Origin of the sequence: Pseudomonas sp. MIACH (assembly GCF_001269925.1) — a bacterium.
Classification (GTDB): domain Bacteria; phylum Pseudomonadota; class Gammaproteobacteria; order Pseudomonadales; family Pseudomonadaceae; genus Aquipseudomonas.
The window spans coordinates 34,878-55,937 of record NZ_LHVO01000033.1 but is presented as its reverse complement, the minus strand read 5'-3'; the positions used below and the strand labels follow the sequence as shown (position 1 = coordinate 55,937).

The following is a 21,060-nucleotide window of genomic DNA, read 5'->3' as shown; positions in this document are numbered from 1 at the left end:
GCATTCCAGGCTTTTCAGCAATAAATGAACGGGCGACGCATCGCCGGCTCGGTTTTCAATCAAGCACTTTTCTTGAAGAGTGCTCGCGTGGCACGAATGTGCCGTCCCACCCCGTCTGCCGGGCCTTTGGGCCTTGATTGACGGGGCAGATCAATAATTTGATGCAACAAAAAGAAATATTCCGACCCTTCGTCGAATAATAACCGACAGCAACAGAAGGACATTCTCACTAAAGGATTAAACCCATCCTCTTTGCAGGGTGCATCATAGCTGGCTTTGCCCAACAAATGGGGCGAAAAGCCATCCCAACTTATGGCTATAGCATCGTTATCGTTACGTGCTTATGACAAAACGATCATTGAATCCATGTGACCTATTGGTTAGAACTCAACACAGGTTGGCGCCGTAACGACGCCGACACCCAGGCTCGCCACGCCGGCAGCGAGCCCACCAACGGCAGAAAAACTCTGCCCGGCCTCAGACGAGGCCGAAGGATATCAAGACAGTCAACAAGTGAGGGAAACACCCTATGAGAAGACTTAAGCGTGATCCGTTGGAAAGAGCATTTTTACGCGGATATCAATATGGCGTTCATGGCAAATCCCGTGAGCTTTGCCCATTTACTCTACCGTCGGTACGCCAAGCCTGGATCAACGGCTGGCGAGAAGGACGCGGCGACAACTGGGACGGTATGACTGGCACTGCGGGAATCCACAGACTCAACGAACTTCACGCCGTCGGCTAATCAAGGGCATTTAATTCCGACACCACCACGAATATGTAACGACTTAACCACGCACGCCCTATCCAGGCGGCGGGCTTCGGCCCAGGGGCTCCTCTTGAGGAGCCCTTTTTATTGGCCTGAGAATAATGAGGACTACCTTAGGAGCGAGCTTGCTCGCGCCTACACGCGTAAGGCAGCAATCGCATCCACTGACTGGCGGATCAGCGCCGGGCCTTTGTAAATAAACCCCGAGTACAACTGCACCAGGCTGGCACCCGCAGCAATCTTCTCGGCAGCATGCTTGCCCTCGGTGATGCCGCCGACCGCGATGATCGGCAAACGCCCGGCCAGTTCAGCGGCCAGCACCTTGACGATGTGGGTGCTCTTGTCACGCACCGGCGCGCCCGACAGGCCACCCGCTTCATCGCCATGGGCCAAGCCTTCGACGCCGACACGGCTGAGGGTGGTGTTGGTCGCGATGACCGCATCCATGCCCGAATCCACCAGGGCCTGGGCCACCAACACAGTTTCTTCGTCACTCATGTCCGGGGCAATCTTGATTGCCAGCGGCACGCGCTTGCCATGGCGCACGGCCAGGTCTTCCTGGCGCTGGCGCAGGGCTTCGAGCAGTTGCTTGAGCGAATCGCCGAACTGCAGGCTGCGCAGGCCTGGGGTGTTGGGCGAGCTGACGTTGACGGTGACATAGCTGGCGTGGGCGTAGACCTTGTCCAGGCAGATCAGGTAGTCATCCACCGCGCGTTCGACCGGGGTGTCGAAATTCTTGCCGATATTGATGCCCAGAATGCCCCTGTACTTCGCCGCCTCGACACGCGATAGCAGGTGATCGACGCCGAGGTTGTTGAACCCCATGCGATTGATGATCGCCTCGGCTTCCGGCAGGCGGAAGATTCGCGGCTTGGGGTTACCCGGCTGCGGTCGCGGCGTCACGGTGCCGATCTCCACAAAACCGAAACCCAGTTGCGCGAAGCCATCAATGGCCGCGCCGTTCTTGTCCAGGCCGGCGGCCAATCCGACCGGGTTGGGAAAGTCGAGCCCCATCACTGACACCGGCATTTTTGCCGGTGCCTTGCATACCAGGCCATTGAGCCCCAGGCGGCCACCGGCGCCGATCAGGTCCAGGGACAGATCGTGGGAGGTTTCCGGGGAAAGTTTGAACAACAGCTGGCGGGCCAGGGTATACATGGGCGGGCTAGACTCGGATGGCGGCGAAAGGTGGCGGCGATTATAGCCGGGGTGACGGGGTGCACGCGAGGCGTGCCGCCCAAACGTCAGCAGCGCCGCTGTACCAAGGCCTCATAACGTGCCCCGATTTTTCCTGCATAGCGCATGCGTCGCGCTGAGCGCCGGGGCCAGCGTCCCAGGAATCTACCGCCGTACAGTTAATGAATACGATTGATCTCAGCCTGCCTCAGAAACTAACCATGACTGACCTGGCCACAGGCCGAACACACATGCTGCACGGCATCCAAAGGCGCGGGCAGATGCCGCTCAATCTTCACCGGGCATGTAAAGCGATACCCCCGACCGTAGATAGTCTTGATAAACCCCTTGTCAGCTCCAAGCTGCTTACGCAGTGAGTAAATGCAACGGGTCAGCGACTCCTCGGCGACCTCTCCCTGGGGCCAGGCCTGCTCCAACAAACGATCCTTAGTCATCAGTACGCCGCCAGAAACCAGCAGCAGCCGCAAAACATGCAACTCCTTGGGCGGCAACTGAACATCGCTGCCTTTGCCGGTCAGGCGACCATCACCATGAAGTGTCCACTGGGAAAAAAGCAGGGAAGTCGCAGTCACCCCATCATTCAAGACGGCCATATCTACCTCGGCATCCGACTACTGACATTGAAGTCCCTATTTCCAGTACTGGCTCTTGCGCCCACGTCATGACTATAAAAAACCGCCGTGCAGCCCACGCTAGGAAAAACCCCATACAGCCAGCGCTTTTTAGCAACACCCTGTAAGACACTTCACGCTCATCCGTCAGACGTCCCCATTTGGATAAACCTCATGCCACTCACCCCCAACCGCCTGGGCTAACACCTTATTCACGGAGAGCGATCCGGGTTTACAAACGCACGTTGCACACGCTCGTATTGCGCCGCACTCAATGGCGGTGCGCCAACCCCTGTGGCCAAATCCTTCGATTCGCTACCCACTGCCCGGGCCTGGAACACAAACAGGCGAACCTTGCTCGGGCTGACTGAGCCGATACTGCGTACCGGCTCATGTGACTCACGGCTAAACGCCCCCAGCCACAGGCGCTTGCCCTGCGGCACCCGCACCACGCTGCTGACACTCACGCGCCCGACCGCTGATGGTTTGCCGTGCCGCCCTGCCTGGCTCAGTTGGCGACCATCCTCGACGTGGAGAAGCATCTCGATCTGATTCGCTTCGGCAAAACGTGGCAGCACACTGACCTGGGAGCCGTACTGCACGGGCTTCCAATCCGCTGACTCATCGCCGGGCGCCGGCAGATAGAAGGTGTGGTTATCCTGAAACACTGCCGGCACATTCTCCTGACTGAGAATCACCGGCAATGTCATCACCCTCGCCCGCCGCCGCCGCTCCAGCATGGCAATCTTCGCCATCAGACGGTTATCGTCCACCGGTTCCAGAATTCGTGTGGCTTGCACCTTCGCTTCCGTGTCCCAAGCAGGGTCGAGTTTTTTCAGTTCGTCACGCTCCAGGTCCACCATCCATAGCGAGACTTCGATAGACCGCTTGGGCGTGTCCAACTCAGCCACCAGGCGCTCGATGAAACTCAGTTGCTCAGGCTCCCCCTTAAGCAACAGGCTGTTGGTGTCCGGGTAGGCGATCACCACCAGGTTCTTGTCAGCCAGCGGCCCATTCTGTTCAGACGCCAGCACGGTTTCGATCATCGACGCGATTCCCGGCACCGTGACCTTTTCGTCGCCTATGGTGTACCCGCGGTCTGCCACATGGGTGTTGAGTACCTGAACGACAGCAAACGCCTGGCTGCCTAAGTGCAACTCAGCACGCTCGCGGTCCATTAATTCGGCCAGGCGCAAAACCTGATCGACATAATGAGGTGGCCCGGACACATCAAATGTCCGGGGCCCGGTGACGCTCAGGGGGTAGCGCGTTTCATCAAGGCCCGAGCGGCGCATGAGCTCACGAAACCGCTCGACGGAAATATGCCGCAGCGCCACCTGCGAACTTTTTGCCTCGCTGACGCTGTAAAGGTAGAGCGCCTGCCCATCGCTGTACCAGATCAAGCCGTATTGCAATGCCAGCGTCTCCAGGGCGTGTTGCGGCGTAGCGAGGTCAATGACCTCACTGACGCGGATGCGCGCCACTTCACCGCTCACAACGATGGGCAGGCCCATCGGCACGGACAAGGCGGTGAAGACGGTCTGCAGGCGCTCGTCCTGCGCCTGGTAGGTCTCGCCCTGGGCACCGGCACTTCCTGGCATCAGCGTGACAAGCAGCAGCCAGAAGCAGGCAGTGGTTACGGAAAAGTGAGCGTACACCGTGGATATCCTGGGCGGTCTGGCAGTAAGAGGCGGCCATACTGAGAGGCAGCCCTTTTTCAATCTTGATGGAAAGTTGACGGCTGACTGCGCCTGCCGGACCGTGGCATGTGCCTTGCTTTGCACTTTCTATAAAGCGCGCACCAACGGCGGAGCGAGCTTACGGACAAAGGCGTCGTTACCCGCAATGGCCTTGCATCGCCATCTGAGGGAACGACGCTTTTTTTTGAAAGAAAAGGTAGGTGTTGATGAACGATTCGGTTGGCAACAGCCCGGTGAACGACCCGCTGGCGTGGGTCAACGGCAGTGATGCCCCGGAGAAAAGCAGCCTTGACCTGGGGTTCATGGCCTTAAGCGACTGCGCCTCCTTGGTGGTGGCGGCGACCCAGGGTTTCGCTCAACCCTATGGACTGACCCTGAACCTCAAGCGCCAATCCTCATGGGCCAACCTACGGGACAAACTGGTCAGCGGCGAACTGGACGCCGCCCACAGTCTGTACGGGTTGATCTATGCCGTGCACCTGGGCATCGGCGGTGTCGTGCCTACCGACATGGCAGTCTTGATGGGGCTGAACCAGAACGGTCAAAGCATCAACCTGTCCCACAGCCTGCAACAGCAGGGAGTGGTCACTCCTGAGGCACTGGACCGCCACGTGCACCAAAGCCGAACAAAACTGACCTTCGCCCAGACCTTTCCCACCGGCACCCATGCCCTGTGGTTGTACTACTGGCTGGCGAGCCAGGGCATTCATCCGCTACAGGATGTCGACAGCGTCGTGGTACCGCCGCCGCAAATGGTTGCTCACCTGCAAGCCGGGCGTATCGACGGTTTTTGCGTCGGTGAACCCTGGAGTGCCAGCGCGGTAGCGCAAAACCAGGGCTTTACCCTGGCAACCACTCAGGCGATCTGGCCGAATCATCCGGAAAAGGTACTCGGCTGCACCCAGGCCTTCGTCGACCAATACCCCAACACCGCCCGCGTATTGGTAATGGCCATCCTGGAAGCCAGCCGGTTTATTGAAGAAAGTACCGAAAATCGCCGTTCTACCGCGCAATTGCTCAGCGGCCGCGAATACCTCGACGCGCCGCTCGACTGCATTGAACCCCGCCTGCTGGGCGCCTATGACGACGGCCTGGGCAATCACTGGCAGGATCCCCATGCCTTGCGTTTTTTTGCCGACGGCGAAGTGAACCTGCCGTACCTCTCTGATGGCATGTGGTTCATGACCCAGTTCCGGCGCTGGGGCCTGCTGCGCGATGACCCTGACTATTTGGGTGTGGCCCGCCAGGTCCAGCAACTGGCACTGTATCGTCAGGCGGCCGATGCCTTGGGCATTGCTGCGCAACGCCAGGACATGCGCAGCAGCCAACTGATCGACGGCAAGGTCTGGGACGGCTCGGACCCCATCGGCTACGCCCGCAGCTTCCGCCTGCATGCCCTGGCCGACCACACTCATCGCCAAGCCTTGCGCTGACAGGAGCACATGTATGCTGCGAATCCTGTTGATCAACGACACACCGCGCAAAGTCGGGCGTTTGCGCGCAGCGCTGATCGAGGCCGGCTTCGAGGTGATCGATGAGTCCGGCCTGACCATCGACCTGCCGGCGCGCGTCGAAACGGTGCGCCCGGACGTCATCCTGATCGATACCGAGTCACCCGGCCGCGATGTGATGGAGCAAGTGGTGCTGGTCAGCCGCGACCAGCCCCGGCCCATCGTGATGTTTACCGACGAGCACGACCCGAATGTGATGCGCCAGGCGATCAAGTCCGGCGTCAGCGCCTATATCGTTGAAGGCATTCAAGCCCAGCGCCTGCAACCGATCCTCGACGTGGCCATGGCCCGCTTCGAGAGCGACCAGGCCTTGCGCGCCCAGCTGCAAGCGCGGGACCAGCAGTTGGCCGAGCGCAAGCGCATCGAGCTGGCCAAGGGCATGCTGATGAAAATGAAGGCCTGCAATGAGGAAGAGGCCTACACCCTGATGCGCCGCCAGGCCATGAGCCGCCAGCAGAAACTGATCCAGGTGGCAGAGCAGATTATCGCCATGAGTGAATTGCTCGGATGAACCCGGTAGATGCGGTCTTATCCAACACCACTACGGTCAGCGTGTTGGCGCAGGACTTGCTAAGTAATCATTACAGGTAACCAACGGCGGTTGCCCCTTCCACGACAAAGACGTCGCACACCCGGTTTGCCCTCGCGAACCCGGTGGCGGCGTTTTTTTGTTTTGGCCCCCGTAGCACGGGGCCGGTGGGGCGGCCGCAGCCGGCGGCTCCATCACCAGGCCTTCTTACAAGACTCCCAACCGTTGAGGTGCGTGATGAAATCAAGCTTCTGGAAATCCGGGCACACCCCGACCCTGTTTGCCGCGTTCCTGTATTTCGACCTGAGCTTCATGGTCTGGTATTTGTTGGGCCCCCTGGCGGTGCAGATCGCCGCCGACCTGCACCTGACCACCCAGCAACGCGGCCTGATGGTGGCGACGCCGATCCTGGCAGGTGCGGTATTGCGCTTCCTGATGGGCATGCTGGCGGACAAGCTGTCGCCCAAGACCGCCGGGCTGATCGGCCAGGTGATTGTGATCGTCGCCTTGTTCGGCGCCTGGAAACTGGGGATTCACAGCTACGAACAAGCCTTGTTGCTGGGACTGTTCCTCGGCATGGCCGGCGCATCCTTCGCGGTGGCGCTGCCGCTGGCATCCCAATGGTACCCCGCCGAACACCAGGGCAAGGCCATGGGCATCGCCGGGGCCGGTAACTCGGGCACGGTCTTCGCGGCCCTGCTGGCCCCGGTGTTGGCGGCGGCGTTTGGCTGGAGCAACGTGTTCGGCTTCGCACTGATTCCGTTGATCCTGACCCTGATCGTCTTCGCCTGGCTGGCGCGCAACGCGCCCGAGCGGCCTAAAGCCAAGTCCATGGCCGATTACTTCAAGGCCCTGGGCGACCGCGACAGCTGGTGGTTCATGTTTTTCTACAGCGTGACCTTCGGCGGTTTTATCGGCCTGGCCAGCGCCCTGCCCGGCTATTTCAACGACCAATACGGCCTGAGCCCCATGACTGCCGGCTACTACACCGCCGCCTGCGTGTTCGGTGGCAGCCTGATGCGCCCATTGGGCGGAGCATTGGCCGACCGTTTCGGCGGGATCCGCACCCTGCTCGGCATGTACAGCGTCGCAGCGATCTGCATTGCGGCGGTGGGGTTCAACCTGCCCAGTTCCTATGCCGCACTGGCCCTCTTCGTCTGCACCATGCTCGGCCTGGGCGCGGGCAATGGTGCGGTGTTCCAGTTGGTGCCACAGCGTTTTCGGCGTGAGATCGGCGTGATGACCGGCTTGATCGGCATGGCCGGCGGTATCGGCGGTTTTGCCCTGGCGGCAGGCATGGGCGCGATCAAGCAAAGCACCGGTAGCTATCAGTTGGCCTTGTGGTTGTTCGCCAGCCTGGGCGTACTGGCCTGGTTCGGCCTGCACGGCGTCAAACGTCGCTGGAGAACCACCTGGGGTTCGGCGGCAGTGACCGCCGCACGCGTCTGATGAGTCTGCAACTGAGCGTCGCCCATGCCAGCGCCATCGGCCCACGGGCGGAAAACCAGGATGCACTGCGGGTCGTCACCCCCGCAGCGGAACTGGCGGCGAGCAAAGGCTACCTGTGCGCCATGGCCGACGGTGTGAGCCAGTGCGCCGACGGCGGCCTGGCCGCACGCTCGACCTTGCAGGCTCTGGCCCTGGATTACTACGCCACGCCGCAAACCTGGGGGGTGGCACAGGCATTGGAGCGTTTGCTGCTGGCGCAAAATCGCTGGTTGCAGGCCAATGGCGGCGGCCAGCCGCTGTTGACCACCCTCAGTGCCTTGGTATTTCGCGGCCAGCGCTTCACCCTGGCCCATGTCGGTGATTGCCGGGTGTATCGCTGGCTGGACGGTGAGTTGCAGCGCATCAGTGAAGATCACGTGTGGGAACAGCCAGGCATGCAGCATGTGCTCAAACGTGCCCTCGGTCTGGATCAGCACCTGGTGCTGGATTTTCTCGACGGCCAATTGCGCGAAGGTGAGTGCTTCCTGCTGCTCAGCGATGGCGTCTGGGCCACGCTGGGCGATCACAGCATCAGCGCGATCCTGCGCGAACAAACCGACCTGGACTTGGCGGTAACCACACTGGTCAGCGCCGCACACCTGGCGGGCAGCCAGGACAATGCCAGCGCCTTGCTGGTGCGCGTCGACACACTCGGCGCCGCCACGCTCGGCGACGCCCTGGTGCAATTGCAGCAATGGCCCTTGCCACCGCTGCTGAAATCCGGGCAACGCTTTGAAGGCTGGCAGGTGGACACCGTGGTGGCGCAAAGCAGGCAGTCATTGCTGTACCGGGTGCGCGATGCCCAACAGCAACCCTGGCTGCTGAAAACCCTGCCACTGAGCCGCGACGACGACAGCGACGCCGGCCAGGCATTACTGTCGGAAGAGTGGTTTCTGCGGCGGGTAGCCGGGCGCGCATTTCCTGAAGTGCATGCCGCCAGCGGGCGCCAGCACTTGTACTACGTGATGCGTGAATACCCAGGGCAAACCCTGGCCGATCTGTTCCAGCACCAAGGCCCATTGCCGCTGGCGCAATGGCAGTCCGTGGCCGAACGTTTGCTGCGCGCAGTGGGCATGCTGCATCGACGGCAGATCCTGCACCGCGACATCAAGCCGGAAAACCTGCTGCTGGGGGATGACGGTGAATTGCGCGTGCTGGATTTCGGTCTGGCCTACTGCCCCGGTCTTTCAGAGGACCGTGCCCATGTACTGCCCGGCACCCCGAGTTTTATCGCACCCGAAGCGTTCAATGGCGACCGTCCCACAGCCCAACAGGATTTGTACAGCGTGGGTGTCACCTTGTATTACCTGTTGACCGGGCATTACCCCTACGGGGAAATCGAAGCCTTCCAACGGCCGCGCTTTGCCCAGGCGGTCAGCGCCAGCCGCTATCGCCCGGATCTCCCGGATTGGCTGCCCCTGAGCCTGGAACGGGCCGTGGCCGCACAGCCGGCGCATCGCTACGAAACCGCCGAGGAATGGCTGCGGGTGCTTGAACAGGCTGACCGCCAGGAACTGAGCATCCGCCCCAGGCCCCTGCTGGAGCGCGAACCGTTGAAGGTCTGGCGCACCTTGGGGCTGGTCTCGATGCTGATCAATCTGATTCTTCTGTATTCACTCTTTCACAGCTGACGTCAGCTCTCGACGAGGAAAAACCCATGAACGCAAAAGTCTGGCTGGTGGGCGCGGGCCCTGGCGACCCGGAGTTGTTGACGCTCAAGGCTGTACGGGCCATGCACGAAGCCGACGTGGTGCTGATCGATGATTTGGTCAACCCGGCGGTGCTGGAGCATTGCGCCAAGGCGCGAGTGATCACGGTCGGCAAACGCGGCGGCTGCCGCTCGACCCCGCAGGCGTTTATCCACCGCCTGATGTTGCGTTACGCCCGCCAAGGCAAGTGCGTGGTGCGGCTCAAGGGGGGCGACCCGTGCATTTTCGGGCGCGGCGGCGAAGAGGCGATGTGGCTGCGTGAGCGCGGCGTCGAGGTGGAGTTGGTCAACGGGATTACCGCCGGGCTGGCGGGCGCAACGAATTGCGCAATTCCACTGACGTTGCGCGGTGTCAGCCGCGGTGTGACCCTGGTCACGGCCCACACCCAGGATGACAGCAGCCTTAATTGGCGCGCGCTGGCGGAAGGCGGGACGACATTGGTGGTGTATATGGGAGTGGCCAAGCTGGAGGAAATTCGCCAGCAATTGCTGGAAGGTGGGATGGCAGCAAATATGCCGGTGGCGATGATCGAAAACGCATCACTGCCCCAGCAGCGCGAATGCCGCAGTGAGCTGTCGCGGATGCATGAAGACGCACAGGCATTTGCCTTGAAGAGCCCGGCGATTCTGGTGATCGGCCATGTGGCGGACGCCGAACAGACGGCGTGTGTCGCTACCGCAGTCAGTGCCTGAGACAAATTCCAGGCGAAAAAAAACCCGGCCGAAGCCGGGTTTTTTCTACATCTCAGTAATTACTGAGCGGTAGCTTCAACCGACGCTTCTACGCGACGGTTAACAGCACGACCAGCTTCAGTTGCGTTGTCAGCAACTGGGCGGGATTCGCCGTAACCTACAGCAGTTACACGGCTAGGAGCCACGCCGTCTTTAACCAGGACTTGCTTAACAGCGTCAGCACGACGCTGGGACAGCTTCTGGTTGTAAGCGTCTGGACCTACGGAGTCAGTGTGACCAGCAACTTCTACGTTGGTAGCTGGGTACTGAGCCATGAAGTCGGCCAGGTTTTTCACGTCGCCGTAGCTGTTAGGCTTAACAACGGCCTTGTCGAAGTCGAACTTAACGTCCAGCTCAACACGAACAACCTGAGCAACTGGAGCTTCTGGCTCTGGAGTTGGCTCTGGAGCTGGTGCTGGGGTAGGAGCTGGAGCAACTGCGCCAGCGTTACCGCCGAAGTTCACGCCCAGGCCGACCAGTGCGGAGTAATCCCACTTGCCGTTGTCCAGACCGTAGTCAGCTTCAACACCGGCACGAGCGTACAGGTTGTTGGTGAAGTAGTACTTCACGCCAGTACCAACGGTAGCGAAAGTAGTCTGGTCGCGACCGCTGTGGCCGTCAGCCAGTACGTTGGTACGGCTCTGGTGACCGAAACCGCCTTCTACGTATGGACGCAGGCTGTCAACGCCAGCTTGACCGAAGTGATACTGGGCAACCAGGCTGCCGGTATCGCCTTTGATCTTCTGGTTACCAGTACCGTCGTTCGAACGGGTGTGGTTAGTCTTGTCATACGACAGGTTCAAGGACAGGTCGTCGGTCAGGAAGTAACCGATGCGAGCGCCAGGATTGTAGCCGTCTTCGATGTGCTTAACGCTATCGTTGAACTGCTTTTTGTAGAACAGCTCGCCTTCAACTGCGCCTTGGCCTTGTGCCAGCGCGCCGAAAGAAGTAGCGGCAATAAGAGTACCAATGGCCAAGCCCAAGGTGTTTTTCAGTTTCATCCGTTAAATCCCCATCTGGTGATTGTAAAGCAGTCCCACAAACCGGGGGACAACTCGGCGACAAGTCTAACAGAACTTGCCTACACGTAAGAGATATTTGCCACGCACTAAGTTTCAGTCTCGTCCGCAAATTTCTCACGTAATTTATCAAGAGCACGTTTGTAACGCATTTTTGTAGCACTCAAACCCATGTGCATGATGTCAGCGATTTCCTGGAATTCCAGCTCTGCGACAAATCGTAGCACCAGAATTTCTCGGTCAATCGGGTTCACATACACCAGCCAGCGATCGAGTCCGCCCTTATCCTCGGGTGTCGGCGCCTTTTCTTCAGACGCTTCCTCAAGGGGGTCCAGACTCAAAGCGTCCATCAAGCGACGCTTTCGCCGTTCCTTCCGATACTGCGTGATGCACTCGTTGTAGGTGATGCTGTAGAGCCAGGTCTTGAACTTCGATTTGCCCTCGAAGTTCTTCAGGCCGTACAACACCTTGAGCATCACTTCCTGACAGACATCGTCCGCATCTCTATCGTTCCCTAAATACCTTGAACAAACGTTGAACAGAGTGCGTTGATATCTGCGCATCAATTCTTCGTACGCGCGAGTTACGTGAAACAGCTCCGTGTGCGAGCGCGCGACCAACTCCTCATCAGAGAGCTCACGGGGGTCATAGCGCGTGGACAGCGTTTGGGCTTTATTCAAAACAAGTCGTGCCGACAGTCAGGTCAATGTCCGCTACAGCCCGGTCAGCCGGGTTTGCGGCGGCGTACATTAGCAGGATTTGCCGGGTTAGCGGCTACTGACCTGCTGCTCCAGGAGAATCCGATTGGACAACGACACCAGGTCGCCGTCATCGGTCAGCACCGTTGTCTTGACTGTGCCAATCTCCTCGATTTGCCCTTCGACCTCGCCCACACGCACCTGTTGCCCAACCTGATACAACTCACGCACATAGATTCCCGCAAGAATCTGGCCGGCAATTTCCCGGCTTCCCAAGCCCATGGCCAGCGCAACGGCCAGACCAACGGTAATCAAAACGATCACAATCACGTGGTTGAGCAGGTCAGTCTTGACCTCCAACTGGCTGATCGCGACCGAAATACTGATGATGATCACCAGCCCCTGGGCAATTCGCCCCAGGCCAGCGGCATAGTCCAATCCCACACCTTCGGCGGCGCCGCGCACCAGCCCATTGGCCAATTGTGCAAGCAAAACGCCTACGAGAAGCACCAGCGCGCCACCGAAAACCTTCGGCAAATACAGCGCCAGCATGTCGAGCGTAGCTGAAACTCGCTCAAGTCCAAGGGATTGCGCCGCAGAAACCAGAAATATCAGCAAAACAAACCAGTAGACGATCTTGCCGATCAACGTGGAGATCGGCACTTGCAGCCCGGCGCGCCCCAGCAGCTTGGTCAGGCCTGTGCCGGCCATCAGGCGGTCAAGACCCAGTTTTGCGAGCAATTTGGACAGCAGGGTGTCGAGCAGCTTGGCCACGACAAAGCCCAGCAACACCAGTACCAGGGCACCAAACAGGTTGGGAATGAAATTCGCCACCTTGGTCCACAATGCGGTCATCGCGGTGACCAGGCTCTGGGTCCAGAGATCAAGTTCCATATTCAATCAGCCTTATCAGCAGTGCGAGCAAGGGGTTTACGACGGGAAACAGGCGATACGTGCGCAGAACCATTGTTCAGGGCCATCATCAACGCTGGCACCCAGCGGCCGAGCAGACCGAACAGGTCACCCGCGCCCACCTGACGGTTAGCGGTTTTCAACACGCGGCCCAGGCAGGCATCGTCGTCACGGTTGGACGGCGAGGCATTGAGCATGTCACGTAAAGACTGTTCGAACGGATCGTGCATAAAGACCTCTCGCAAGTGTTTTAAAAGACGAGGGTAAAATTCTTGGGGTCACATAGGACCCTTCCTACGTTCAGGTCATATTCAGCTCAAACCCAGCGCAATCGTCGAAACAACCACCACTGTCCGAGCGCCACCGACACCATCAACAGGCATGCAATCACGAATCCGTAGGGGCTGGCAGAGAACGGTATGCCACCCACATTTATACCCAGCAGGCCAGTGAGGAAACTCATCGGCAGAAAGATCCCGGTGATGATCCCGAACCGATACATGGTGCGGTTCATGCGCACGCTCAAGCGCCGGTCTTCAGCCTCAAGCACAAGCCCCACGCGCTCCCGGGTCAATTCGAGCTCTTCCAGGTAGCGGGTCAGGCTGTTGTTCAATTCGTTCCAGTAGTCGGCATCGTCGTCACAGAACCACGGCAATTTTATCCGCGTGAGCTGGGCAAAAATATCCCGCTGTGGCGCAAGGAAACGCTTGAGCCCGGCCGCTCGGCGACGGATCTGCAAAATGCTGCCATGCTCAGGGGTATACCGTTCGTCGGTATCGAGTTTTTCTTCCTCGGCATCGACGATTTCCGACAAGTCCGTGACCAGATCCTGGACCTTGTTTGTCAGGTACTGCGCCATATAAAGGATGAGTTCCGACGCGGTTTTCGGCCCCTTGCCATCCGCCAACTGCACCAGCAGTTGGTCAGTGGCGCGCAGCGGGCGCAAACGCAGGGAAATCACGCGGCTGGCGGCAGCGAAGATGCGTACCGAGACCATGTCTTCCGGCTCGGCTCCCGGATTGAGGTTGATCCCGCGCAGGAACAACAGCAGTTCCGAATCCGGCAACGGCAACAGGCGCGGGCGGGTGTTCTCCTCCAGCAGCAGGTCACAGGCGAATTCGCTCAAACCGCTGGATTTGCGCAGCCAGGTCTGGGTCTGGGGATGGCTGCGATCCCAATGCAGCCACAGGCTTTCCTGAGGCTGCAGTTGCAAGTCGTCGAGCTCAGTCCGGGCAATCGAACGCGCACCGCCTTTACCGTCCAGCACCAGGGCATGCACCAGCCCCCACTGCGCGTTTTCTTCCTCGAACATCCTCACCCCTGTTGGTTATTGCAGTTTATTCAGGCATTTGCAGCGGGCTTGGCGAGACAATCACGCCATTGTTGTCGGCGTAGATGTACTCACCCGGGCGAAAGGTCACGCCGGCAAACGTGACCACCACGTTCAGATCACCGATGCCGCGCTTGTCGGTTTTCATCGGGTGGCTGGCCAGCGCCTGCACGCCCAGATCGGTCTGGGCAATGACATCGACGTCACGGATACAGCCGTAGATCACCAAACCTTCCCAACCGTTTTTCGCGGCTTTCTCGGCGATCATGTCGCCCAGCAACGCGCGGCGCAGGGAACCACCACCGTCGACCACCAGCACCTTGCCGGCGCCCGGCTGGTCGGCCTGTTCCTTGACGAGGGAGTTATCTTCGAAGCATTTGATGGTGACAATCTCGCCGCCAAAGGAATCTCGGCCACCGAAGTTGCTGAACATCGGCTCGACCACCTGCACCAGGTCCGGGTAGGCGTCGCACAGGTCGGGGGTCACGTAATGGTTCATTGAAAAATTCCTTTCCGTCAAAGAAGTGTCTTTCGAAAGAAGCGCCAGCCGGAGCCGGTGCGCAACATCCCATCCGCTTCGTCGCAACGCAATAACCAGTAAGCGACTGAATATGACCAGAAGCGTTTAACGCGTCATATCTTAGCCGCAACCACACACGAGTGAAACGCCCTTGGCAGAGCGCTGCATCAAACCGTCGCCAACACCTCGGCCGACACCCCGAACAACGGTGTGAGCGGATCTTTCAGCCATTGGGCCACCAGGGGCCACACTTCGGCCTGCGCAGCTTTGCTGACCAGCATTTCCACATGCCCGAAATCACCGGTAAACCCTTGCCGGCGCCCCAGACACAGGTATTGACGGTGCTCGGAGCCGATCTGCTCGAACAGCTTGCGGCACGCCCAGTCTGGATCTTGCTGATCGCCCGCCGCGCTGACGGCCAACAGCGGCACATCGACGTCTGCCAGGCCTTTCCACCAATCCTGCTTGCCTTCGCCGAAGCGCCCGAACAGGCCATTCCAGCGCATGGCTTCGATCAGCACGCCCGCTGGCTCGTCCTCGGGACCCCGTTTGAGCCGCGAACCGGAGACTTCGCCGAAACGTTTCAAAAGCAGACGGCCGGTCCACTCCACCGGGGGCAGTTTCAACGGCCAGTGGCTGCGACTGACCTGGCAACCAAACAAGGCCACCGAGGCCACCGCCGGTGCACCCAGGTGCTGCCCACCCAGGGCCGCAGCCAGGGTTGTGCCGCCAAGGGAGTGGCCAATCCAATGGGGAATCTGCGCACTTTGCTCACGCACAAACGCGCCGATGGCCGGCAAATCGTAGCGCGCGTAGTCGGCGACGCGGTTCCGGGCGTAGCCCTGATTGCGCCGCGACAGCCCATGACCACGCATCTCCGGGATCCACACATCGAACCCCTGGCGTGCCAGGTAAGCACCCAGGCCGATGCCTTTGGGCGAGTACCAAAAGCGCCGATTGGAAAAACTGCCGTGCAACAAAATAACCGGGATGCCCCGGCTTTCCGGGACATCGGCCAGGCCCAAACGGGTAACGGCCAGCTCGACGGTACCGTCAGGGCTGTTACCGGGTTTGAGGCGGTACACATCTTCACTCAGGTCGCCACGACGTTCAGCGCTGATCAGGGCGACGGGAAACAGGTTGCTGCTGCTTTGCATAATGCTCTTGCACAAAAAAGGGCGGCGTCCGGAAGGAGTTCCGCCCTGCACAGATAAGAATGCCGGTCACCCTCGACAGGGGACCGGCACTTTTGACATGACGACCTTAAGCGGACGCTTGGCCTTCCGCCAGGAAGAACCAGGTTTCCAGCACGGAATCGGGGTTCAGCGAGACGCTTTCGATACCCTGCTCCATCAGCCATTTGGCCAGGTCCGGGTGATCGGAAGGGCCTTGGCCGCAGATACCGATGTACTTGCCAGCCTTGTTGCACGCCTGGATGGCGTTGGCCAGCAGCTTCTTGACCGCAGGATTACGCTCGTCGAACAGGTGAGCGATGATCCCGGAGTCGCGGTCCAGGCCCAGGGTCAGCTGGGTCAGGTCGTTGGAACCGATGGAGAAACCGTCGAAGAACTCCAGGAACTCTTCGGCGAGGATGGCGTTGGACGGCAGTTCGCACATCATGATGACGCGCAGGCCGTTTTCGCCACGGGACAAACCGTTTTCTGCCAGCAGGTCGACGACCTGGCTCGCCTCGCCCAGGGTGCGCACGAACGGCACCATGATCTCGACGTTGGTCAGGCCCATCTCGTTGCGCACACGCTTGAGGGCGCGGCACTCAAGCTCGAAGCAATCACGGAACGCTTCGCTGATGTAACGCGAAGCGCCACGGAAGCCCAGCATCGGGTTTTCTTCTTCCGGCTCGTAGAGCTTGCCGCCGATCAGGTTGGCGTACTCGTTGGACTTGAAGTCCGACAGGCGCACGATGACCTTTTTCGGGTAGAACGCCGCCGCCAGGGTGCTGATGCCTTCCACCAGCTTCTCGACGTAGAAGCCCACCGGATCGTTGTAGCCGGCGATGCGCTTGTCCACACTTTCCTTGATGTCCAGCGGCAGGCCGTCGTAGTTCAACAGGGCCTTGGGGTGCACGCCGATCATGCGGTTGATGATGAACTCCAGGCGGGCCAGGCCCACACCGGCGTTCGGCAACTGCGCGAAGTCGAAGGCGCGGTCCGGGTTGCCGACGTTCATCATGATCTTGAACGGCAGGTCGGGCATGGCGTCGATGGAGTTTTGCTTGATGTCGAAGCCCAGCTCGCCTTCAAAGATGAAGCCGGTGTCGCCTTCGGCACAGGAGACGGTCACGCCCTGGCCGTCCTTGAGCAGTTGGGTGGCGTTGCCGCAACCAACCACCGCTGGGATCCCCAGTTCGCGGGCGATGATCGCCGCGTGGCAGGTACGCCCGCCACGGTTGGTAACGATGGCGCTGGCACGCTTCATCACCGGTTCCCAGTCCGGGTCGGTCATGTCGGAAACCAGCACGTCACCGGGCTGGACTTTGTCCATCTCGGACACATCCTTGATGATCCGCACCTTGCCGGCGCCGATGCGCTGGCCAATGGCACGGCCTTCCACCAGCACGGTGCCGGTTTCTTTCAGCAGGTAGCGCTCCATGACGTTGGCCGAGGTACGGCTCTTCACGGTTTCCGGGCGGGCCTGCACGATGTACAGCTTGCCGTCGTCACCGTCCTTGGCCCACTCGATGTCCATCGGGCACTTGTAGTGCTTTTCGATGATCATCGCTTGCTTGGCCAATTCGCTGACTTCCGCGTCGCTCAGGCAGAAGCGCGCGCGGTCGGCCTTGTCGACGTCCACGGTTTTCACCGAACGACCGGCCTTGGCCTCGTCGCCGTAGATCATCTTGATCGCCTTGCTGCCCAGGTTGCGGCGCAGAATGGCCGGGCGGCCGGCTTCAAGGGTGTGCTTGTGTACGTAGAATTCGTCCGGGTTGACCGCGCCCTGGACAACGGTTTCGCCCAGGCCGTAGGCGCCGGTGATAAACACCACGTCACGGAAGCCCGACTCGGTGTCGAGGGTGAACATCACGCCGGCGGTGCCGGTTTCCGAACGTACCATGCGCTGCACACCGGCAGACAGGGCTACCAGCTTGTGGTCGAAACCCTGGTGTACACGGTAGGAAATGGCGCGGTCATTGAACAGCGAGGCGAACACTTCCTTGGCTGCGCGGATCACGTTTTCCACGCCGCGGATGTTAAGGAAGGTCTCTTGCTGGCCGGCGAAGGAGGCGTCGGGCAAGTCTTCGGCGGTGGCCGAGGAACGCACGGCGACGGCCATGTCCGGGTTGCCGGCCGACAGGGTGGCGAAGGCGGTGCGGATTTCTTCGTTGAGCTTCTCGGGGAACTCGGCTTCCATGATCCATTGGCGGATCTGGGCGCCGGTCTTGGCCAGGGCATTGACGTCATCGACGTCCAGGGCATCCAGCGCGGCGTGGATCTGAGCGTTGAGGCCGCTCAGTTCGAGGAAATCGCGGTAGGCCTGGGCCGTGGTGGCGAAACCACCCGGCACCGACACACCTGCGCCTGCAAGATTACTGATCATCTCGCCGAGGGATGCGTTCTTGCCCCCTACGTGCTCTACATCATGGACGCCGAGCTTATCGAGGGAAACTACGTACTCTACCAAGGTGATCTCTCCACTAACTGTGTTGGAAAAGCTCAGGACGCCGGCTGCTCGTAGGAGCGATTACCCGCGTTTGTGGCCTGGACCTGGAAAATAAGTGAGAATGCGGCCCACTATGGGACGGCAAAATCGCGCCTATCATATCCAAGATTCGTCATCAGCTTAAGGCCCAGGGCTCAAATGAAACGATCTGCTTTCTTTATCTCCGATGGCACCGGCATCACTGCCGAAACCCTGGGTCAGAGCCTGCTCGCGCAGTTCGAAAACATTACCTTCGCCAAATTCACGCGGCCTTATATCGACAGCGTGGATAAAGCGCGGGCCATGGTACAACAAATCAATCTGGCCGCTGAAAAAGACGGCTTTCGGCCGATCATTTTCGACACCATCGTCAATCAAGACATCCGTGAGATTCTGGCAACGTCGAATGGTTTCATGATCGACATTTTCTCGACGTTCCTGGCGCCGCTGGAACAGGAGTTGAGCGAACACTCCTCCTATTCGGTCGGAAAGTCCCATTCCATTGGGCATAACTCCAATTATATGGAGCGTATCGAGGCGGTGAACTTCGCCCTCGACAACGACGACGGCGCCCGCACCCACTACTACGACAAGGCCGACCTGATCCTGGTTGGCGTGTCGCGCTGCGGCAAAACGCCCACCTGCTTGTACATGGCCATGCAATTCGGCATCCGTGCGGCCAACTACCCGCTGACCGAAGACGACATGGAGCACCTGACGCTGCCCGCAGCCCTGCGCGCCCATTCGCACAAGCTGTTCGGCCTGACCATCGACCCGGACCGCCTCACCGCCATCCGCAACGAGCGCAAGCCCAACAGCCGCTACTCCAGCTACGCCCAGTGCGAATTCGAAGTACGCGAAGTAGAAAACCTGTTCCGTCGCGAGAATATTGCGCACATCAATTCCACGCATTTTTCGGTGGAAGAGATTTCGGCGAAGATTTTGGTGGAGAAAGGTGTGGAGCGGCGCTTCAAATAACGCCTTGAGACTCTAGCTTTACTGTGGCGAGCGGGCTTGCCCCGCGCTGGGCTGCGCAGCAGCCCTGAACCAGTCACCGAGAACTGGCTGACACACCGCATTTATCTTGATTGGGGCTGCTTCGCAGCCCAACGCGGGGCAAGCCCGCTCGCCACAACGCGCCTGGACGTCCACTCGCTACAGGTGAAACCGCCCACCCCCCTGCCCCAACGCCGTCGCCAACGCATCAAACCCCGCCCGCAACAACTGATCATCCCCCGACGTATTGCAAATGCTCGCCCGAATAAACTGCGGCACCGCCGTCTGACCAACGGCAAACGCCTCGGCGGTGGCGATCAGGTAATTATTCTGCTTGAGCTCAGCCTCGATTTCCGACGCGCGCCAGGGCTCCGGCACTTCGATCCAGAAGTGCGGACTGTTCAGATGGGTCCGATAGGCCAGGCCCGCCAACAAATCCTGCACCAGGGCTTTGCGCCGGCTGATCTCGTTGATCTGCTGGCGCAGCAGGTATTCCGCCGTACCGTTTTCGATCCACTGGGTCGCCAGTTCCAGGGTCACCGGCGTGGCCATCCAACAGGTGGAGCGCAAAGCCGCTGAGATACGGCTGACCAGCGCCGGGGGCGCATGCACATAGCCCACACGCAACCCGGCAGACACGGCCTTGCTCAGGCTGCTGATCAAAATCGTACGTTCGGGGGCGAAATGGCTGAGGGGCGGCGGACGGTCTTCGACCAATACACCGTGGGCTTCGTCCTCAAGAATCAGCAGATTATGTTCCCGGCACACCTTCACCAGGGCTTCGCGCCGCGCCACGGATAACACCGCCGTGTCGGGTTCTGGATGGTCGGCGTGCAATACAACGCTGAAACCCGGTGATTACGACAGACTTCATCCAGCGCGCTTGGCAGCACGCCTTCTTCGTCCATCTCCAGGCCGATCAGGCGGATACCCAGCATACGCGCGGCGGTGATCAGCCCAGGGTAAGTCAGTTGTTCGGTGACCACCGTATCGCCAGCGCGCAGCAAAGCCATCATCGCGCACAGCAGGCCGTGCTGGCCGCCGTTGACGCAGATCACCTGCTCGGGGATCGGATGAAAATCACGCTGCACCAGCCACTGCGCGCCCGCGTCGCGATAACGCGGCAGGCCCGCATCCGGGGTGTAGGCGCTGATGTCCTGGAGGAACTTGGCGTTGGTCGACAGGGTTTGGAAGCTCTGGGCCAGGAAGGTGGTTTCCTGACCCGGGATGTGCATGTTGCGGCTCATGTCGAAGTACTGGCGCGGCTCCTCGCTGACGTTACGAAAGCCTTCATCACGCTGGCGCTCCATCCCACGCTTGCGTACGAAAGTGCCGTCACCCACTCGCGCGACCACCAACCCCAGACGCTCCAGCTCACCGTAGGCCCGGCTGATGGTGCCGATGGTCACCCCCAGATTGTCGGAAAGCACCCGATGAGGCGGAAGTTTTCGTCCCGGCTCAATCAAGCCTTCGAGGATGCCCCGTTCCATGACATCGGACAGGCGCTTGTACTTCACGCCCTGCCCGTTGGACAACCCCTCACGCATAATTGACACCATGTCAATATTTGTTTTGACAGCCATCTTTTGCCCTAATAGTGTGCTTTTACGGGTTCAATCGCCGAAATTTATCACTCATTACCAGCTCAATATAGAGTTCAATTCCGGCTCAGGGAAGCAATAA

General features: G+C 59.9%; 18 protein-coding genes and 1 pseudogene. 7 read left to right on the top strand and 12 right to left on the bottom strand.

Going from position 1 to position 21,060, the window contains the following annotated elements:
* Nucleotides 1-529 precede the first annotated feature (529 nt).
* A complete protein-coding gene (rmf, locus tag AD670_RS30910; RefSeq protein ID WP_002553055.1) occupies nucleotides 530-745 on the top strand; it encodes a ribosome modulation factor in 216 nt (71 codons plus the stop codon).
* 159 nt (nucleotides 746-904) lie between these two features.
* Here rmf and AD670_RS13410 read toward each other — a convergent pair whose 3' ends face one another.
* The 3 genes from AD670_RS13410 to sctC form a co-directional block, all read right to left on the bottom strand.
* Nucleotides 905-1,927, bottom strand: a complete 1,023-nt coding sequence (locus AD670_RS13410; RefSeq protein ID WP_053132801.1) for a quinone-dependent dihydroorotate dehydrogenase — start codon at nucleotides 1,925-1,927, stop codon at nucleotides 905-907.
* Nucleotides 1,928-2,160: 233 nt separating this feature from the next.
* Nucleotides 2,161-2,559 (bottom strand): winged helix-turn-helix domain-containing protein, encoded by a 399-nt coding sequence (locus AD670_RS13405; protein ID WP_053132798.1) that lies wholly within the window; start codon nucleotides 2,557-2,559, stop codon nucleotides 2,161-2,163.
* A 230-nt stretch (nucleotides 2,560-2,789) separates the two neighbouring features.
* Nucleotides 2,790-4,178 carry a type III secretion system outer membrane ring subunit SctC gene (sctC, locus tag AD670_RS13400; protein WP_082340976.1) on the bottom strand — a complete coding sequence of 463 codons (1,389 nt, stop codon included), beginning with the start codon at nucleotides 4,176-4,178 and terminating at the stop codon, nucleotides 2,790-2,792.
* Nucleotides 4,179-4,483: 305 nt separating this feature from the next.
* Here sctC and AD670_RS13395 point away from each other — a divergent pair, with 305 nt between their 5' ends.
* From AD670_RS13395 to cobA, 5 genes are all read left to right on the top strand, one after another.
* On the top strand, nucleotides 4,484-5,710 hold the full coding sequence (locus tag AD670_RS13395) for a CmpA/NrtA family ABC transporter substrate-binding protein (protein WP_053132791.1): 1,227 nt from the start codon (nucleotides 4,484-4,486) through the stop codon (nucleotides 5,708-5,710).
* A gap of 13 nt (nucleotides 5,711-5,723) precedes the next feature.
* Complete coding sequence (locus tag AD670_RS13390) at nucleotides 5,724-6,299, top strand: ANTAR domain-containing response regulator (RefSeq protein ID WP_053132788.1); 576 nt, start codon at nucleotides 5,724-5,726, stop codon at nucleotides 6,297-6,299.
* A 255-nt stretch (nucleotides 6,300-6,554) separates the two neighbouring features.
* Nucleotides 6,555-7,766 (top strand): NarK/NasA family nitrate transporter, encoded by a 1,212-nt coding sequence (locus AD670_RS13385; protein ID WP_053132785.1) that lies wholly within the window; start codon nucleotides 6,555-6,557, stop codon nucleotides 7,764-7,766.
* A complete protein-coding gene (locus AD670_RS13380; RefSeq protein WP_053132782.1) occupies nucleotides 7,766-9,436 on the top strand; it encodes a bifunctional protein-serine/threonine kinase/phosphatase in 1,671 nt (556 codons plus the stop codon). The genes AD670_RS13385 and AD670_RS13380 overlap by 1 nt, the downstream gene beginning before the upstream one ends.
* A gap of 26 nt (nucleotides 9,437-9,462) precedes the next feature.
* Nucleotides 9,463-10,206, top strand: coding sequence for a uroporphyrinogen-III C-methyltransferase (cobA, locus tag AD670_RS13375; RefSeq protein ID WP_053132779.1), 744 nt, complete (start codon nucleotides 9,463-9,465; stop codon nucleotides 10,204-10,206).
* Nucleotides 10,207-10,265: 59 nt separating this feature from the next.
* Here cobA and AD670_RS13370 read toward each other — a convergent pair whose 3' ends face one another.
* The 8 genes from AD670_RS13370 to ppsA form a co-directional block, all read right to left on the bottom strand.
* Nucleotides 10,266-11,246, bottom strand: coding sequence for an OmpA family protein (locus tag AD670_RS13370; RefSeq protein ID WP_053132775.1), 981 nt, complete (start codon nucleotides 11,244-11,246; stop codon nucleotides 10,266-10,268).
* 107 nt (nucleotides 11,247-11,353) lie between these two features.
* Nucleotides 11,354-11,944 (bottom strand): RNA polymerase sigma factor SigX, encoded by a 591-nt coding sequence (gene sigX / locus AD670_RS13365; protein ID WP_053132772.1) that lies wholly within the window; start codon nucleotides 11,942-11,944, stop codon nucleotides 11,354-11,356.
* An 87-nt stretch (nucleotides 11,945-12,031) separates the two neighbouring features.
* Nucleotides 12,032-12,856 carry a mechanosensitive ion channel domain-containing protein gene (locus AD670_RS13360; RefSeq protein WP_003175519.1) on the bottom strand — a complete coding sequence of 275 codons (825 nt, stop codon included), beginning with the start codon at nucleotides 12,854-12,856 and terminating at the stop codon, nucleotides 12,032-12,034.
* A 2-nt stretch (nucleotides 12,857-12,858) separates the two neighbouring features.
* Nucleotides 12,859-13,104, bottom strand: coding sequence for a hypothetical protein (locus AD670_RS13355; RefSeq protein WP_025854229.1), 246 nt, complete (start codon nucleotides 13,102-13,104; stop codon nucleotides 12,859-12,861).
* A gap of 86 nt (nucleotides 13,105-13,190) precedes the next feature.
* A complete protein-coding gene (locus tag AD670_RS13350; protein WP_053132769.1) occupies nucleotides 13,191-14,186 on the bottom strand; it encodes a zinc transporter ZntB in 996 nt (331 codons plus the stop codon).
* A gap of 25 nt (nucleotides 14,187-14,211) precedes the next feature.
* Nucleotides 14,212-14,703 (bottom strand): ribonuclease E activity regulator RraA, encoded by a 492-nt coding sequence (gene rraA / locus AD670_RS13345; protein WP_027603684.1) that lies wholly within the window; start codon nucleotides 14,701-14,703, stop codon nucleotides 14,212-14,214.
* A 188-nt stretch (nucleotides 14,704-14,891) separates the two neighbouring features.
* A complete protein-coding gene (locus AD670_RS13340; RefSeq protein ID WP_053132767.1) occupies nucleotides 14,892-15,881 on the bottom strand; it encodes an alpha/beta fold hydrolase in 990 nt (329 codons plus the stop codon).
* A gap of 106 nt (nucleotides 15,882-15,987) precedes the next feature.
* The gene (ppsA, locus tag AD670_RS13335; protein ID WP_053132764.1) at nucleotides 15,988-18,363 is read right to left on the bottom strand and encodes a phosphoenolpyruvate synthase; all 2,376 of its coding nucleotides are present in this window, start codon (nucleotides 18,361-18,363) and stop codon (nucleotides 15,988-15,990) included.
* Nucleotides 18,364-18,540: 177 nt separating this feature from the next.
* Here ppsA and AD670_RS13330 point away from each other — a divergent pair, with 177 nt between their 5' ends.
* Nucleotides 18,541-19,359, top strand: a complete 819-nt coding sequence (locus tag AD670_RS13330) for a pyruvate, water dikinase regulatory protein (protein ID WP_003193298.1) — start codon at nucleotides 18,541-18,543, stop codon at nucleotides 19,357-19,359.
* A gap of 177 nt (nucleotides 19,360-19,536) precedes the next feature.
* On the opposite strand, the pseudogene AD670_RS13325 reads toward AD670_RS13330, so the two are convergent.
* Nucleotides 19,537-20,960 (bottom strand): annotated as a pseudogene (locus AD670_RS13325) (PLP-dependent aminotransferase family protein).
* Between the last annotated feature and the right edge of the window lie 100 nt (nucleotides 20,961-21,060).